Below are 16,832 nucleotides of genomic sequence, written 5' to 3'. Positions count from 1 at the left end.
ATCGGGAACATGAGGCCGATTCTCGGCGCTGATGAGCATTCATAATATCGATCTTGTCGAGCTATCTCCCCGGCAACCGGACCCGGACCCGCACGCGAGCGCGATCTGTTGGTGGAACCCCATGTTCGAGGTGTGCAGCACTCCGCTGATCGCGAAATTGTGGCTGGCCACATCCACCGGCCGTCGCATTTCGATGAGCTGATGGGCCGTGCCGTGGCGAACCGCGTCAGTGACCGACTGCACGTCGAGGGGCAGGCGAATTCGAACGAGATCGAGGCGCCGCTTCTTTGTCACCATGCCCGCATGGTCCGGAGCGGCGAGCAGGAGCGCGTCCTCATGGAGGCGGACGCACACGCCCGACCCGTGGCGGATCTCGACGGTGCCCATCGGTGGATCTCGACGATGCCCATCGTCCGCAGCTTCTTGAGCGCTTCGCGGATGGCCGGACAAGCTCTGCTTGGCCATCGGCTCGACGATGTCGCTCATCGGACAGCGGTCCCGGAGTTCTCGTCCCCGTCAATGCTACGGGAATCCGGTGCTGCCCGCAGGTACGCCTTCCGGAAATGTGCGTAGAGCGGCGTGTAGAGCGCCCGGGCGAGTGGGTCGGGAGGGGTGGGCGGACTCCGCGTGACGGTGACCCGTACGGCGGCATCGAGGTCGCGATAGGCGCCAGCACCGACCGCGGCAAGCAGCGCCGCCCCGTAGGCCGATCCTTCCTCGCGATTCACCGTCACCACGGGCAGGCCGAACACGTCGGCCTGCAGCTGGCGCAGCAGGGCGTGGCGGGCGCCGCCTCCGGTGAGTACCACCTCGCTGGCGGGGAGCCCAAGCTCGCCGAGGATCTCCAGCGAGTCCCGCAGGGCGAAGCAGACTCCTTCGAGCACAGCCCGCGTGACGTGCGCCCGCGTATGGGCAAGGCTGAGTCCCAGCAGGGCCCCGCGCAGCGAGGCGTCGCGATGTGGGGTTCGCTCCCCTTGCAGATAGGGCAGGAAGGTGACGCCATCGGCGCCGGGCGCGACCGTCGTCGCCTCGCGGCGCAACGCCCGGCTCGCCTCGTCGGCGTTCGCGTACCCGCGGGCGAACTGATCGCGGAACCATGCGAACGCGCTCCCGGCGGACAGCACGACACCGATGAGATACCAGCGGTGGGGGACGACGTGGCAGAAGGTGTGGGCGCGCATTCGCGGATCTACGCGCGGCTCGGCCATCGGGGCGAGCACCGTGCCCGACGTGCCCCAACTCGCCACGGTGTGGCCGGCGGCGACCGCGCCGACGCCCGCCGCACCGCAGGCGTTGTCTCCACCCCCGCCGACCACGGGCGTGCCTGCCGCCAGTCCGGTAAGCGCCGCTGCGGCTTCCGTGACGCGGCCCAGGATCTCGGCCGACTCCCCGAGGTCGGGCACCAGGGAGGCGGGCAGGTCGACCAACTCGAACATCGCGCCGCTCCACCGGCGGCGCGCCGTGTCGAACATCAGCGTTCCCGACGCATCGGACGGTTCGGTCGCGAGCGCCCCGGTGAGGCAGAATCGCACGTAGTCCTTGGCAAGGAGCACCTTCGACAGCCGGGCGAACGCCGACGGTTCGTGACGGCGGAGCCAGAGTACCTTGGGGAGCGTGAATCCTTCGAGGGCCGGATTGCTGACGAGCTCGCGGAGGCGGTCCTCCCCGCCGGCGCGTTCGGTGATCTCCCGGCACTCCGTCGTCGTGCGTCCGTCGCACCAGAGCAACGCCGGGCGGATGACGTCGCCGTGCGCGTCGAGAAAGACGGACGAGTGCATCTGGCCGGAGACGCCGACGGCCGCCACCGAAGCGCGGGGGTTCGCGGCCAGCAGCGCGCGTACGGCGCCACTCGCCGCGCGCCACCAGTCGGCGGGGTCCTGCTCGGCCCATCCGGGGCGGGGCGTGATGAGGCTGAGCGGAACCGTGGTCGTCGCGACCACATCGCCGGAGGGGCGCATGAGCAGGGCCTTCACGCCGCTGGTCCCGACGTCGAGTCCCAGGAACACCGGCCCCGGCCCGGCCATTCCGCCTGCGTGCTGGCTCGGCATGTCAGGGCTCATAGATACGGTTGGGCAAGCCACATCAGCCCGTCGCGCAACTTCACGGGGAGTGGCCTGCGCCGCTGGTCGACGATCGTCCAGAGGCGCGCGGCGTCCCGCTTGGCGTCGATCATGGCGTCCAGCCGCGCCGCGAAATGCGGACAATAGCATTCCACGGCATACTCGAAGTTCAAACGCAGGCTGCGCGGGTCCCAGTTCGTGGATCCGACCAGCGACCACTCACCGTCCACCGTGAACAGCTTGGAGTGGTCGAAGGGCGCCGGTGTGAAGAACACACGGCACCCCCCGCGGAGCACCTGCGCGAGCTGACCGCCCTGCGCCCACTGCACGGTGCGAAGGTTGCTACGCGCCGGCAGCAGGATCTCCACGTCCACACCTCGCAGCGAGGCCACCTTGAGCGCGTCGACCAGTGGCTTGTCGGGCAGGAAATACGGCGTGACGATCCGGATACGCCGCCGGGCCTGTGCGATGGCGCCGAGAAAGGTGAACAACATCGCCTCGAAGTCCTCGTCGGGCCCGTCGGGGATGCCGCGGGCCAGCACGGGCCCGACGTCGGCGGGCAGGATGGGAAACCACGACTCGCCTTCGAGCGCCTCGCGCGCCGCGAACTGCCAGTCGAAGGCGAACGCTCCCATGAACTGCCGCACGACCGGCCCACGAAAGCGGAAATGGACGTCCTGCGTGGGGTCGGGCGGATCGAGCGACAGCATGCAGCCGTCCCGGATGTTGAGCCCGCCGCAGAACCCGACGGCGCCGTCCACGATCATGAGCTTGCGGTGGTTACGAAGATTGAAATAGGGGTGCGAGAAGGGGAACGCCGACGGCAGGAATTCCTGCACCGTCACGCCGTGGCGGCGCAGCGTCCCGACGATCGGTGGGCGGCTGTACCGTGCTCCCACGCCGTCGATCAGAACGCGCACCTGGACGCCGCGCGCGACCGCGGCTGCCAACGCGTCCACGAACCGGTCGGCCGCCGTGCCCCGGTCGAAGATGTAGGTGGCGAGCGCCACGCTCGTGCGGGCGTCGGCGATGGCTTCGAGCATGGCGGGATACCCGGCGTCGCCGCCCACCAGTGGATCCACGGCGTTGCCCCCCACGAGGGGAGCGCCGGTCACCCGTCCCGTGAGGGTCGCGAGGGGGCGTAGCCGTTCCGGAATCTCGGCTTCGGCCACTCCCCGGTGCGGCAGGATATGCGAACCGGTGTGGGTGATTCCGGTCATGGCACGGTCGCGTCGCAACTGACCGGCCAGGCGCTTGATCCGGTTGACCCCGAGGAACAGGTACATCAGCGACCCCACGAGGGGCGTGAGCCACACGAGCCCGATCCATCCGATCGCGGCGCGGACGTCGTCCTTGGTGAGGACGATGTGCGCCGAAACGCCGACCGCCAGCACGACGTGAAGAACCGCGATGAGGAGCTGCAGCGCGCTTGGGGACATGAGACCGTGGGGCAGCGGGTCCAAGCATCTTAGTCGACAGTTGATGGACAGGCGAGGAGCGATCGCCGGCCCTCGACGGCTCGGCGCCGCCATGGCAGCGCACGGTAGGGAGACAACCGCGCGTTGCCGGCCCTCTCCTTACATGCTTTCGGGTAGCCGCCGACAGTGGGTCGCGGGGGGCGGCGGCAACTTACATGCGACCGAGCGGGCGCCGTTGCCCGCCGCACCCATCCGGAAGGGGAGGGAGGTGCCCATGCTGAAGCTCCGCAACATCATGACGACGGACGTCGTGTCCGTCACTCCGCTTACAACGCTTCGCGACGCCATGGAGTTGCTGGCGCGCCGCCACGTGAGCGGGGCTCCCGTGCTCCAGGGCGATAAGGTGGTGGGCGTGGTATCGGCGTCCGACCTGATCGGCTTTGCGGCCAGCCAGCCCGGCGTGCCCACCGAACAGGAGGAGCCTGGCGACACCGAGTGGCGTGACTGGAGCGATCTGCCGGTTCCGGACGTCAGCGACGCGGAAGACGAGCCGTCGGCGGAGTTCTTCACGGATCTGTGGGACGACGCGGGCGCCGAGGTCACCGAGCGCATGGCGAGCGTGGAAGGTCCCGAGTGGAACGTGCTCGAGGAGCACGAGGTGCGCGAGGTCATGACCCGTCGCCTATGGGCGCTGAAACCCGGGGATGCGGTGGAACAGGCGGCCGAGTTGATGAGCCGCGCCGGCATTCACCGCGTGCTCGTGGTGGACGAAGGGGCGCTCGTGGGCATCGTCACCGGCACGGATATCGCCCGCGCCGTGGCCGAAGGCAAGGTGCAGGCACGGACCTACGTATTCAACCGCGACCGGGAGTTCCGCGAGCCCTGGTCCTGAAGCACGGCCGCCTTTGGGCGGAGGAGGCACCGATGTTCCGCACCATCGTCGTACCGCTGGACGGTTCACCCCTGGCCGAGCATGCGCTGGCCACCGCCACGATGCTCGCCGAGCGGGCCAAGGCGGGGATCCAGTTGGTGCGCGCCCACCAGCTCATGCTGCACGACCTCGGCGATCAGGTGGCGCTCGATGAGGCCATGCGCGAGGAGGCGCAGGAGTATCTCGAGCGCACGGCCGTGGGCATCCATGCCGAGACGGGGCTCGACGCGCGCACGGTGGTGCTCGACGGCCCGCCGACGCAGGTAATCTGTGACCACCTGCGAGCGCAGGACGCACCGCTCCTCGTGATGTCCACCCATGGGCGCACGGGTTTCAGCCGCGCGTGGCTGGGCAGCGTGGCCGACGGCGTGGTGCGTACCGTGTCGTCGCCGGTGCTGCTCCTCCGCCCGGAGGAGGCCGCCGGCGGCGTGCTTGAGCCGATCGGGGCGTTCAATCGCATGCTCGTGCCGCTCGACGGCTCGGGGTACGCCGAACAGGTCGTGCCGCCAGCCCTGGCCCTCGCCGAACTGACGGGCGCCCAGGTGCTGCTGCTCGAGGTCGTGAAGCCGGTGTTCGCGCCGGCGTTCATGCCGGCCATGGAGTACGCGGTGGCCTACGCGCCGCCCGAAGAGTACTCGGCGGCGGCCACGGACGCGCTGGTCGAGCGGGCGGCCGATTACGTGTCGAGCCTGGCCGCCAAGCTGCGCCGCCAGCATCCGACGGTCAACGTGCAGAGCGAGGTGCGCACCGAGCGTTCGCCGGCCCAGGTCATCATCGAGACGGCGGCCGCGAATGCCAGCGACGTCGTGGCGCTGGCCACTCACGGGCGGGGGATGTCTCGGCTGGTGGTCGGCAGCGTGGCCGACAAGGTCCTTCGCGGCGGACCGCGGGCGCTGTTGGTGGTGCGGCCTCAGTAGCCCGAATCGTCGCCGCAGCCGCAGTTCGGACCGCATGCTCCGGACTGCGGCTGTCGCGCGCGGAGCCACCGGGTCCACGCCCGGCGCAGCAGATAGGCGGCCGCCGCGGTCAGGGCCAGGGCGACGAGGGCCGGCTGGATCCACGCGCTGTTCATCAGGCGCCTCCCAGGCCGAGGGCCAATCCGCCGTGATAGATGACGAAGCCGGCGCCGTAGGCCAGTACCAGCATATATGTAAATTGCAATAGCGCCCAGCCAGCCCCGCGCCACCCTCCGCCCGTTTCGCGGTGGGTCATGGTCACGGTGCTGGTACACATCAGGGCGAACACGTAGAACGCCATCAACCCGACGGCGATGAGCGGCGTGTAGGCCAGGCGCCCGGTGGCCGGGTTGCGCTCCTCGCGCAGACGCTGGGCCAGCGTGTGCGCGTCGGTGCCGTCCCGCGATACGCCGTAGATGGTTCCCATGGTCGATACGAACACCTCGCGTGCTGCGAACGACGCCATCATGGATACGCCGATCTTCCAGTCGTAGCCGAGCGGGCGTACGGCCGGCTCGATGGCGTGGCCCAGCCGGCCCAGCGCCGACTGCGAGAGCCGCTGCTCCTGCGTGATCGTCTGCCCCGGCGCCGCCGTCGCCCGTGGATAGGTGGCCATTCCCCAGAGCAGGATCGAGATGGCGAAGATCACCGTGCCGGCACGGCGCAGGAACAGGCGCACGCGCTGCCATACCGAATTGGCGAGCACGCGTCCACTGGGCAGCGAATACGGCGGCAACTCGATGATCAGCGCCCGGGTCTCCGACCGGAGCAGGGTGCGGCGGAACACGGCGGCCGCGGCCAGGGCCGCCACCGTGCCCAGCAAGTACATGCCCAGCATCGTGAGGCCCTGGAGGCTGAATACCCCCGCCACGGCCACCGCCGGCACGAATGCGGCCACGAGCAGCGTATACACGGGCAGCCGCGCCGAGCAGCTCATGAGCGGCACCACCATGATCGTGGCCAGGCGCTCCTTGGGGTGCTGGATGGTGCGGGTGGCCATGATCGCCGGCACGGCGCACGCGTATCCGGAGATCAGGGGAATGAAACTCTTGCCGTGCAGACCGAGCGGGCGCATGTAGCGGTCCATCACGAACGCCGCGCGCGCCATGTAGCCCGAGTCCTCGAGCAGCCCGATGAACAGGAAGAGAATCGCGATCTGGGGCAGGAACACGAGCACGCTCCCCACGCCGGCGAGCGCGCCGTCCACCAGCAGGTTGCGAAGCTCGCCCGGAGGTACCGCCACTCGCACGCCGGCACCCGCCAGGGTCACGAGGGCCTGGATGCCGCCGGCCAGCGGCCGCGCCCAGCTGAACATCGCCTGGAAGACCAGGAGCATGAGACCGAGAAAGATGATCGGCCCCCAGATCCGGTGCAGGACCACGGCATCGACGCGGTCGCTCAGCGATCGCGTATGCGGCCGTGTGCGCGTCACCGTGCGATCGCACACGGCCGAGATCCAGCGGTACCGGCGGTTCGCCTCCCGCGACTCGGGATCCCCGCCGCGGGTGCCGTCGGCGTCGGGCATCAAGGTCAAGTTCGAGTGAGGGAGCGAGCCGGCGCGCGCCACGGCATGGCGCAGGCGATCCACCCCTTCGCCCCGCGTCGCCACCACCGGCACCACCACCACGCCCAACTCGTGGATCAGTTCCACGACATCGATCCGGAGGCCGGCGCGCTCCGAACGGTCCACGCGGTTGAGCGCGATGACCGTGGGGCGCCCCAATTCCAGGACCTCGGTGGCCAGATACAGATTGCGCTCGAGATGCTCCGCGTCCAGCACGAGCACGATGACGTCGAGCGCGTCCACGCCGCGGGCGGAACCGAGCAGCACGTCGACGGCGATCGTCTCGTCGGGCGATTCCGGGGAGATGCTGTACATGCCGGGAAGGTCGATCACCGACACCGCCTGGCCGTCGTACCGGTATTCGCCTTCGGCGCGGTCCACGGTGACGCCCGGAAAGTTCGCCACGCGCTGGCGGCGGCCGGTGAGCGCGTTGAACAACGTGCTCTTGCCGCAGTTCGGATTGCCCACCAGGCCGACGCGCAGCGGCCGCTGTTTCGGGTTCTGCAGGACGGGCGCGAGCCCGGCCGCGGCGCTCATGCGGCGAACGCTCGCACCGTGATCGTCCGCGCGACCGCGACATCCAGCGCGAGCCGCGAGCCGCGGACGTCGAGCAGGATCCCGCTCCGCGTATCCACGATGTTCACCCGGGCGCCCTCGAACACGCCGAGCGTGCGCAGCCGCCGGGCCTCGTGTGCCGGACAGGAAAATCCCACGACCAGCGCGCAGAACCCGGTGGGGCAGAAGGCGAGCGGACAGTCACTGGGGCACGCGCGGCGCGAAGTCGGGGCCGGCTGCTCGGATTTCCGGTGCTTCCACAGTCTGAACACGATAGGCGCTGGCGATGGGCTGGTCGTGGTTTCCTTCGGCGCTGCACGAACGCTAGCCGCTGGGAGGGGGACCACAATCAGTGGATTTGCGGCGTGGATGAAGGGGAATCCCTGACAAGACGGCCTGCAGGACCGTAGGAGGGAACGACGGGAACGGCGTTTGCACCTATCCGTCCTACTCTCCTACCGTCCTACTCTCGAATCGGCCGCGATCTCACCCTACATAGGTCGCCAGCGTGCGGCTCACGCGCCCTTCGTGCAGTCGCTTGAGCGCGCGGTCGCGGAGCTGGCGGATGCGCTCGCGCGTGACGCCGAATAGCAGGCCGATTTCCTCGAGCGTCCGTTCGCGACCGTCGTCGAATCCGAAATAGAGCCGGAGCACTCGCTCGTGGCGCGGGGAGAGGGTGCGCAGCGCGCGCTCGAGATCGCCGTGGAGCAGGCGTCCGATGGTTTCTTCTTCGACGTCGGGGGCCTGGGCCTGCGCGAACTGCTCCATGAGGGCGCGGTCGCCGGCGCCGGAAATGGGCGCGTCGAGCCGCAGTTCGTTGGTCTGCACGCCGTGGAGCGAGCGCACGACGCGCGGCGAGAGGCCGGTCGCGTTGCTCAACTCTTCTTCTGTCGGTTCGCGGTCAAGTTCCTGACGCAGGGCGGCGGCAGCCTTCACCATGCGCGACATGTCGCCGGTGCGGTTGAGCGGCAGGCGTACGGTGCGGCCCTGCCGGGCCAGGGCGGCCAGAATGGCCTGGCGCACCCACCACACGGCGTACGAGATGAACTTCACGCCCCGGTCCGGATCGAACCGCTGCGCGGCGGTCATGAGCCCCAGGTTGCCTTCCTCGATCAGATCGAGGAGCGAGAGCCCCCGATTGCGATACTTCTTGGCCACGGATATTACGAAACGTAGATTGCGCTGTACCAGTTCATCCAGGGCCAGGCGGTCGCCCGCCTGAATGCGGCGCGCGAGCGCAATTTCGTCGGGCGAGGTGAGCAGTGGGAACCGGTTCACCTCGAACAGGTACTGGTCGAGGATGTCGTGCTGCGGGGTATGCGCAATGATGGGGCTCGGACGGCCGAGCGCGCGGCTGCGGGTGGCTCGCTTCATGACGACGCCTCTGTGCCGATGGGGGTATTCGACAATGTTCATCCGCGCATCTCGCCCCGCATCGGAGGATGCCTGATTCTGCGTGGGGGCTTTGCCCTGCGGCCCGGTAGGCGCGGCTCCGTCCGCAGCGCAGGGCGGCACGCGCCTACCGGTGCGTGGAGGCAACGTGGCGGGTGGCGGCGCGACGAGTTCACCCGATGGTTCGGGGCCGAATCAGCAGCAGGCGATGGGGCCCGATGCTCTGGGCGAAGGGGTCGACCACGGGATGACGGAGACGCGACGATCGTGGGGGAAGCCGAGGAGCAGAAACCCTTACGACGCCTCAGGGCATCTCCGATTGGTGGGTACCTCGCGCCGGGCGTTTATTTGACACGCTGGAACGACGCCGGTCCGCGAGGACCGGACCAGAAGGCCGGGATCCGATTCGATGTCATACGCGAACGCAGAACGGGCAGGTGGCCTTGATACGACTGAGCACGCAGGCTGGTTCGGGATGGAGTGAGTTCGGCGCCCGTCGCACTCCGTGGCGCCACGTGATCGCGGTCATCGTGTCGTTCTTCGGCGCTGCGACCCTCGTCCTGGGTCTGGCGGCGCCCGCTTCTGGCCAGCAGCAAAAGGGCGTCGTCGAGTGTCGAAACTGCCATTCCAACCGGGACTTCCTGGTCGGGAAGGCAGCGACCCTCAAAGCCGATTCGTCGTTGTTCGTCCCCGATACGCTGCTGCATGACTCGAAGCACGCGGGGCTGACGTGCGCACGCTGCCATCCGGACTTCGCGAACGGCTACCCGCACCGCGTCACCACGGGCATTGCCGTTCCGTGTCAGAGCTGCCATCAGAAGGAAGGCGATGACTGGGCCCGTTCGATTCATGCGCCCGATGCGGTCACGAGGGGGAATGCGCCGACGTGCGTCAGTTGCCACGGAGCGCACCACGTGTTGGGGGCCGACGATCCCCGCTCTCCGACCTACCCGTTGAACGTGGCCTCGCTGTGCGGCCGCTGCCACGCCGATCCCAGAATCATCGGCACGTACTTCGGCGCGGCCGATCAAGCGCAGGCTCGGACGGCGGTGAGCTCGTACTACAAGACGGTCCACGGCACCGCCATGACCAAGGCGGGGCTGGTCGTTTCGGCCACGTGCAGCGACTGCCATGGCGCGCACCTGATTCTGCCGCCCGATTCGTCGCAATCCACGATCAACCGCGCGAACATTGCCGGGACCTGCGGCAAGTGCCACGCGGGAATCCTCGAGACCTTCAATCAGTCGTCGCACGGACAGGCCCTGCGCACGGGGGCCAAGACGCCCACGGGGCACTCGGCACCGGTGTGCACCGACTGTCACTCGTCGCACCAGATCGTGGCGGCCTCGGATCCGGTCTGGTTCCGCGGCGTGGTCAAGGAATGCGGCTCGTGCCACGAACAAGAATACAAGACGTACTTCGAGACCTACCACGGCCAGGTCACGGAGCTCGGGTTCGGGATCACCGCCAAGTGCAGCGACTGCCACACGCCGCACGACATGCTGCCGTCCACGGATCCCAAGTCGTCGGTCAACCCGGCCAACCTGGTGAAGACGTGCAGCCAGTGTCACCCGACCGCCAACGCAAACTTCGTCCAGTACCAGCCGCACGGAGACCCGCGGAACCGGCAGGCGTATCCACGGCTGTTCTGGACCTGGCTCTTCATGACCGCACTGCTCGTGAGCGTCTTCCTCTTCTTCGGGTTGCACACCCTGATGTGGCTGGGCCGGATCACCGTGGATCGGCTGCGCGGCAGGCCCACGCATGGCGCTGAGCCGCCCGTCACGCCCCGGGACAAGGGGGAACAACCATGAAGAAGCCCATGGCCGTCTCGGATCAGGGGCAGGGACCCTACATCCGGCGCTTCGGGACCGTCGAGCGCACGATCCACGCACTGGTCATCATCTCGTTCCTGGGCCTCGTGGCCACGGGCATTCCGCTCCGCTTCGCCTATGCGCCCTGGGCCGCGCCGTTCATGCGGTTCCTCGGTGGTCCCGGCTCGGCCGGGTTCATCCACCGGGTGTGCGCCGCCATCACGTTCGGCTACTTCTTCATCCACCTGGCCGCCGTGACCCGCAACCTGATCAGGGCCGAGGACAAGATGTCCATCTTCTGGGGCCCGCGGAGCATGGTCCCCCAGCCGAAGGACATCCGGGACGTCGTGGACATGTTCAAGTGGTTCCTCGGTCGGGGACCCCACCCGAGGTTCGACCGCTACAGCTACATGGAGAAGTTCGACTACTGGGCGGTGTTCTGGGGCGTGGCCATCATCGGCGGCTCCGGCTTGTTGCTCTGGTTCCCCACGTTCTTCGCCCGGTTCTTGCCGGGCTGGCTGTTCAACGTCGCCACCATCGTGCACGGCGATGAGGCGTTGCTCGCGCTGGGCTTCATCTTCACGATCCACTTCTTCAACGTGCACCTGCGTCCGGAGAAGTTCCCCATCGACCTCGTGATCTTCACGGGCCGGGCCAAAGCGGAGTACTTCGAGGATGAGCATCCGCTCGAATACGAGCGGAACCAGCGCGAGGGCCGCCTGCAGGAGCTGCAGACCGTTGCGCCGTCCCGCGCGACCTACCTCTGGTCCATGGGCCTCGGCTTCGCGGCGCTGGCGGTGGGGATCTTCCTGGTCCTTCTGGTGATCTACGCTCTTGTGAGTTGAGATAATGACCGCCGTTCGGCGCCGGATCGTCGGTGGTCTCGTGGCCGGTTTGGCCACCGCGACCATCGTCGCCTGGACACCGGGACGTCAGCTACCGCAGCGGGAAAGCCAGCCGGTGGTGGCGTCGTCCACCCCCGTCCCGCTCGACTGCACGAGCTGCCACCCCGGGGTCCACGCCACGATGTCGGACACGGGTCCGGAGGCGTCGGCGCGCTGCACCACCTGCCACGCCCGGGCGCACGAGGCCATCCAAGCGCTGTTCACGGGGCAGGGCCCGGACTCGACGCTCCGGCCGGATCAGATGTACCTGGCCCGGGTCGGCTGCCGCTCCTGCCACACGGATCGGGTCCTCGCTGCAACGGCCTCGGGGCCGCGGATGGCGGCGATCGTCCAGGCGTGCACGAGCTGCCACGGCCCCAGCTACCGGGACATGCTGCCCCGCTGGGACGAGGCCCTCGGCTGGCGCACCCAGGTCGTGGCCTCATACGTCTCGGAAGCCAACGCCCAGCGCCGCCTCGCCGAGCGCGCTGACGCAAGGGCCGAACTGCAGTCCGCGCGCGCGGACATGACGCTGGTGGTCGATGGCGTCGGCCTGCACAACGTGCCGGGTGCCGACGCGCTCCTGCGTTCGGCGGTCCGGAAGGTGGGGTCCGCGTATCGGGACGCAGGTCTGCCGGTGCCGCCGCCGCCCGCGTTGGGGCCCAATCCGGCCGTCGTCCCCTGCGCCGAGTGTCATTACGGCATCGAGGCCTTGGGCGCCACGATCTTCGGCCAGGCGTTCAGCCACGCCGATCATGTGGTTCGTGCGGACGTCGCGTGCAGCAAGTGCCACTCTTCCGCGGGCCCCTTCGCCGCTGGCGGCCGCCAGTTCGATCCCGCACACGGCAAGCCGAAGGTGACGGCGGCGGCGTGCAGCGAGTGTCACCACGTCACGTCGGCGTTGACGTGTGCCACGTGCCACAGCGGTCGGGATCTGACGAGCCGTGCCGACTCGGTGATCCTGCCACTCCATTTGCGACCCAACGGCGCACCGACCTCGCGCGAGGTCGCGTTCCGGCACGGTGCCCACGCCACGGTGCAGTGCGCGCGCTGCCACACGTCGCCGGCGGCGATCGCGACGGTCGTGGCCTGCACGACCTGCCACGAGGCGCACCATCGCGAGGCTGCCGACTGCGCGGGCTGCCACGGAACCAAGCTGCTCACGTCTCACGTGGCCGCCGACCACCTGGCCTGCGCCCAGTGCCATGCGCGCACGACCCTCGAGCTGCTCACCGGCGACCGCACGTTCTGCCTGAGTTGTCACGTGGACCAGCGCGCGCACCAGCCGGCGCGGGAATGCGCGCCCTGCCACATGCAGATGTCGCCAAACGAAGTCCAGGCAAGGATCCTGGGTCGTCGGCCCTGACGGGTCAACGATCCGGCCTGGCTTCTTGCACGCGCGGCCGGCGCCGGAGGTTCAGCAGCAGCTCGCGTGCCAGCAACCGCAGGATCCCGCCAACGCGGAAGTTGCGCAGGAACGCGCCCGGCGGGAACAGCTCCGCCTTGTCGTTGACGGTCGCTTCGGAGAAGGCGCGGATCTCCCCCAGCAACGCGCTGTGGACGGCCGGATCCAGCTCACCCCCGCCGGCTTCGGCGAGGCTGCGCCGCAGCGCGCGGGCCGAGGCCATGCGACGCGCCACCGCCGCGGCCTGCTCCGGCTCGATTCTCCGGTGCTTTGCCTTGAGCGCGTTGAGGCGCTCGGCGCCGTCGTACGTCGCGTCCACGATCTCGGCCCGGGTCATGGAATCCGTCGAGTAGTTCAGGAACGACTCCCAGTCCCGCTGCTGGTCGAGTAGCGCGCGGTGTTCCGCCAGCGTGTGGGCGCGAATCCGGTAGCCTTGTGCTTCGGCCTGCTCGAAGCCGTCGCTGCCCGGGTCGATGAAGGGACCCATGGGTGTGATGAAGGCCGAGAGCCGACGGTCGAAGCGGGAAAAGAGGCGTTCGATGGCGTCCACCATCTCGAGGACGTTGCCATAGCTCTGGCCCGGCAGGCCGATCATGAAGAACATGTCCAGGTTCTCGCAGCGGAGCGCGAGCATGGACGCGATGCCCGCCTCCAACTGCTCGTTCGTGTAGCGGGCCTTGCCAAGGCGGGTGCGGATCGCTTCGTCGTGGCTCTCGGGGGAAAGCTCCGCGCCCCAGCGTGGGACCATCGCATCGATGCGCTGCAGCAGGTCTACCGGCGGCGGTTCGAAGAATTCGAATACGATGCGATTGGCAACGGGCGCACGCCCGAGCGCCTCGACCACTGCTCGCGCGTATGCCGGGCCGCCATCGTTGATATCGCCGACCAGGAAGATCGGCGCCCGCGTGAACGACGCCAGGCCCCGTACCTGCGCGGCGATGGCGTCGGGGCCGCGGAACAGCGGGTGCCGCCCCGCCATGAAGCGCTTGAAGGCCGCGTCCGACGCACCGCACGTCACGCACCCTCGGGCGCAGCCTCGTACGGTCAACACGGCCGTGATCGGATGGCGCCACCACGCCTGGAACGGGATACTCGTCCAGAAGTCCAGGTGGCTGACGACGGACGCCACCATCATCCCGAGATCCAGATCGAACTCATCGAGCGACGGCGGCGCGAACGACGCGGGGTTGACGCGCACCGCGCCGTCCTGCTTCCACGTCAGGTTGGGCACGCGGTCGAACCGGCGCTCGCCTTCGAGTTCTCGCACCAGCGCCAGCAGGCATGGCTCCGTCACGCTGCCGCGCAGCACGAAGTCCACGGCCGGGTCCTGGATCAGCTCCTCGTGGAAATAGCTGGACGAGATCCCGCCGAATACGATCGGAATGTCCGGGTGCAGCCGCTTGAGCAGCGCTGCGACTTCCGGCCCGCCGTGCGCATGAGGCAGCCAGTGCAGGTCGATGCCGAAGAGTCTGGGGCGAAGTCGGCGCAGGAACCGCTCGGGCCGGAACCGCCGGCTGCGCATCATGCGCAGCGCCAGATTCACGATGCGGGTCCGATAGCCGTGACGCCGGAGGTACGCGGCGAGCGTCACGAAGCCGATCGGATACATCTCGAAAATCGGCGACGATGGGATGACGTCGCTGATCGGACCGTAGAAGATGGTCCGCTCGCGAAAGTCGTAGATGCTCGGCGGGTGGATGAGCACGACGTCCGGTTGGCTCAATGCGCAAGGTCTCCTGCCCGCGGTCGCGCGGTCCCCGAGGTGCGGCGAGGCTGCCCCAGGGCATACTGGGGCAGCCCATCGAGTCGCGTCAAATGGCGGGGGAGGTCAGCGTCCCTTTCCCGCGGCAGGGGCCGGTTTCGGCACCGCCGTATGCGCGGTCCCCATCGCCGGCACCCGGTGGCAGGTCTCGCACGCCTTGCCCGGGTGGTGGTTGGTGTACGACGCGTGGCACGCCGTGCAGACCGGGCGGCTCCATCGGTTGATCTGCGGCACGGTCTTGTGGCACTGACTGCACACCACGTGGTCGGCCACCTTGTGCTTGGCCAGCGCGCCGCCGCGATGGCAGCTCAGACACGCCACCTGCGGCTGGTGGTGCTGTTCGTGGCAGTTGTCGCACTGCAGGGCACGCGCGTCCATGCCCGGCGCCGTGTGGCACGCCTTGCACTCCAGGTTGGCGGCGAGGTGCGCGCCATGGGAGAAGTCGCCGGCCGCCAGCTTGAATGTGTCCGGCGGCACGCCTCCCGGTCCCGCGTGGCAGCGCGCGCAGTTGGCGACCGGCTGCACCTGGGAATGGTGGCACGCGTCGCAGCTGGCGGTGGAAGTCAAGGTGATTCCGCCGTGCGCCGAGAACGGCGTGTGGCACGCGCTGCACTGGAGCCCGGCGCGCAGTACGTGGCCCGTATGGTCGAAGCTTCTTCCCTGGAAGCTGCCCTTCTGCTGTTCGACTCCCAGGTGGCACTGCAGGCATTGGTTCTCGCTCACCGGCGGGCCCAGGTCCAGGCTCGGCACGCGGTACGGCAGGCCGCCATCCTTCACGGCCTGCCGCACCAGACTCAAGGATGCCCGCAGCAGCTGGTCGGCGTAGACGATGTTGTGGGCGCCCTTGCCGGCGCGCACGAACTCCACGTTCTCGCTGGCCATGCCCAGCAGGCTGTCGGCCAGCGCGCGGCGGCGCAGCGGCATGGCAGAGGCGGCCGTCTGCGCGGCGTCCACGATCGGCCCGACCAGCTGCACCTTCCGCTCCATCTGCGTCTGCCAGGCGGGCAGCACGTTGGCGTACTTGATGCCGTGACACGAGAGGCACGCGGCCTGGTTGGCGACGTTGACCGTGTCATGGCCCGGCAGCTTCGACGCGGCGTTGTGGCAGGCCACGCAGGCCACTCGCGCCGTGTACATGGCGCTCGGAGTCGGCTGCACCCCGTGGCCGCCGATGCCGGCGTAGAGACGTTGCTCGGCCTTGTGGACCCCGGCGTGGCAGCTCTTGCAGTCGAGCTCCACGTTGGTGGTGAGGGCCATGACTTTGTGGTCGAGCGAGGTGTGACACTGGATGCACGCAATGTTGTGCTGCGAGACGTGCACCTGATGCAACATGGTGGGGTTGTTGAACTGCGCAAGCAGCGCGGGCTCGTTGTGGCAGCTGACGCACCGCGCCTCATCCGCGGCGCCCGTACCGTGCGTCACCTGGTTGTGGCAGGACAGACAGTCGATCCTGTCCTTGACGTACTGCGCGTGGTCGATCACGTAGCCTTCGGGCGACGTGACCGTGGGCGGCGACGGATGACATCCGATGCAGCCGCCCAGCGGCTTGCCTGCCGGACGATCCTTGAAGTGACAGAGGAAGCACGTGCCTTCCGTGACCGCGATGTGCGTACCCTGCACGATCTGGGAATGGCAACTCGTGCAGTGCAGCTGCATGCCATTCCGCACTTCGCCCAGGTGCGTGGTATGGTCGAAACGCACCCCCTTGAAGTCGACGCGGCCCTGGATCAGCCGGTCGGAGTGGCAGCCCGAGCGCAGGCACGACGCGTCCTCGATCTCCGCCCACGGCCGCGTGGTGGTGGCGCCGGTGAAGTCCTTCACCACCATGTTCGCAGCCTGGATCTTGGTCATCGCCTCGGCCTTGATCCCCGGCGCGATGTGGCACTTGATGCAGGGAACGTTGCGATGCGTCGAGGTGGTCCACGACTTGTAATACGGCTGCATGATGTGGCAACTGCCACAGAACCAGGGCTGGCTGGAGACCTGGACGAAGGTCACGGTCCCCACGGTGATCAGGATGATCGTGAGGATCCCGACCGGAATGAGGATCCGGCCTATCCGCGAGATGCGCCGGCGTACCGCAGGTGACAT

The 16,832-nt window shown here is 68.5% G+C and carries 14 protein-coding genes; 5 read left to right on the top strand and 9 right to left on the bottom strand.

The window, feature by feature from the left end; translation table 11 throughout:
- Positions 1-39 precede the first annotated feature (39 nt).
- The 3 genes from VNF92_07500 to VNF92_07490 are packed head-to-tail and all read right to left on the bottom strand — an operon-like array spanning position 40 to position 3,499.
- Positions 40-486 (bottom strand): hypothetical protein, encoded by a 447-nt coding sequence (locus VNF92_07500; protein HVA57718.1) that lies wholly within the window; start codon positions 484-486, stop codon positions 40-42.
- Positions 483-2,048 (bottom strand): xylulokinase, encoded by a 1,566-nt coding sequence (xylB, locus tag VNF92_07495; GenBank protein HVA57717.1) that lies wholly within the window; start codon positions 2,046-2,048, stop codon positions 483-485. Before xylB ends, VNF92_07500 begins: the two co-directional genes overlap by 4 nt.
- Before the next feature lie 8 nt (positions 2,049-2,056).
- Entirely contained in the window at positions 2,057-3,499 is a 1,443-nt protein-coding gene (locus VNF92_07490) for a phospholipase D-like domain-containing protein (protein HVA57716.1), read from the bottom strand.
- 253 nt (positions 3,500-3,752) lie between these two features.
- Between VNF92_07490 and VNF92_07485 the strand changes: the two genes are divergently transcribed.
- Together VNF92_07485 and VNF92_07480 are read left to right on the top strand one after the other, a co-directional pair.
- The gene (locus tag VNF92_07485) at positions 3,753-4,370 is read left to right on the top strand and encodes a CBS domain-containing protein (GenBank protein ID HVA57715.1); all 618 of its coding nucleotides are present in this window, start codon (positions 3,753-3,755) and stop codon (positions 4,368-4,370) included.
- Between the two features lie 32 nt (positions 4,371-4,402).
- Positions 4,403-5,326: a universal stress protein gene (locus tag VNF92_07480; GenBank protein HVA57714.1), complete on the top strand. Its 924-nt coding sequence runs from the start codon at positions 4,403-4,405 to the stop codon at positions 5,324-5,326.
- Here VNF92_07480 and VNF92_07475 read toward each other — a convergent pair.
- The 4 genes from VNF92_07475 to VNF92_07460 all read right to left on the bottom strand — a co-directional run bounded on the left by VNF92_07475 (position 5,320) and on the right by VNF92_07460 (position 8,858).
- The gene (locus VNF92_07475; GenBank protein HVA57713.1) at positions 5,320-5,481 is read right to left on the bottom strand and encodes a hypothetical protein; all 162 of its coding nucleotides are present in this window, start codon (positions 5,479-5,481) and stop codon (positions 5,320-5,322) included. The genes VNF92_07480 and VNF92_07475 overlap by 7 nt on opposite strands.
- Positions 5,481-7,466 carry a ferrous iron transport protein B gene (gene feoB / locus VNF92_07470; protein ID HVA57712.1) on the bottom strand — a complete coding sequence of 662 codons (1,986 nt, stop codon included), beginning with the start codon at positions 7,464-7,466 and terminating at the stop codon, positions 5,481-5,483. Before feoB ends, VNF92_07475 begins: the two co-directional genes overlap by 1 nt.
- On the bottom strand, positions 7,463-7,756 hold the full coding sequence (locus VNF92_07465; protein HVA57711.1) for a FeoA family protein: 294 nt from the start codon (positions 7,754-7,756) through the stop codon (positions 7,463-7,465). The genes feoB and VNF92_07465 overlap by 4 nt, the downstream gene beginning before the upstream one ends.
- 214 nt (positions 7,757-7,970) lie before the next feature.
- Entirely contained in the window at positions 7,971-8,858 is an 888-nt protein-coding gene (locus VNF92_07460) for an RNA polymerase sigma factor RpoD/SigA (GenBank protein HVA57710.1), read from the bottom strand.
- Positions 8,859-9,313: 455 nt separating this feature from the next.
- On the opposite strand from VNF92_07460, the gene VNF92_07455 reads away from it, so the two are divergent.
- Genes VNF92_07455 through VNF92_07445 form a run of 3 tightly spaced genes read left to right on the top strand, consistent with a single transcriptional unit; the run spans position 9,314 to position 12,940 of the window.
- The gene (locus VNF92_07455; GenBank protein ID HVA57709.1) at positions 9,314-10,690 is read left to right on the top strand and encodes a NapC/NirT family cytochrome c; all 1,377 of its coding nucleotides are present in this window, start codon (positions 9,314-9,316) and stop codon (positions 10,688-10,690) included.
- Positions 10,687-11,535 carry a cytochrome b/b6 domain-containing protein gene (locus VNF92_07450; protein ID HVA57708.1) on the top strand — a complete coding sequence of 283 codons (849 nt, stop codon included), beginning with the start codon at positions 10,687-10,689 and terminating at the stop codon, positions 11,533-11,535. Before VNF92_07455 ends, VNF92_07450 begins: the two co-directional genes overlap by 4 nt.
- A gap of 4 nt (positions 11,536-11,539) precedes the next feature.
- Entirely contained in the window at positions 11,540-12,940 is a 1,401-nt protein-coding gene (locus VNF92_07445; protein HVA57707.1) for a cytochrome c3 family protein, read from the top strand.
- Between the two features lie 4 nt (positions 12,941-12,944).
- Here VNF92_07445 and VNF92_07440 read toward each other — a convergent pair whose 3' ends face one another.
- Entirely contained in the window at positions 12,945-14,702 is a 1,758-nt protein-coding gene (locus VNF92_07440) for a TIGR04190 family B12-binding domain/radical SAM domain protein (GenBank protein HVA57706.1), read from the bottom strand.
- A 105-nt stretch (positions 14,703-14,807) separates the two neighbouring features.
- Positions 14,808-16,832 carry a NapC/NirT family cytochrome c gene (locus VNF92_07435; protein HVA57705.1) on the bottom strand — a complete coding sequence of 675 codons (2,025 nt, stop codon included), beginning with the start codon at positions 16,830-16,832 and terminating at the stop codon, positions 14,808-14,810.

This window comes from Gemmatimonadaceae bacterium, assembly GCA_035533015.1.
Classification (GTDB): domain Bacteria; phylum Gemmatimonadota; class Gemmatimonadetes; order Gemmatimonadales; family Gemmatimonadaceae; genus JAGWRI01.
This window is presented reverse-complemented; position numbering and strand designations above follow the sequence as displayed.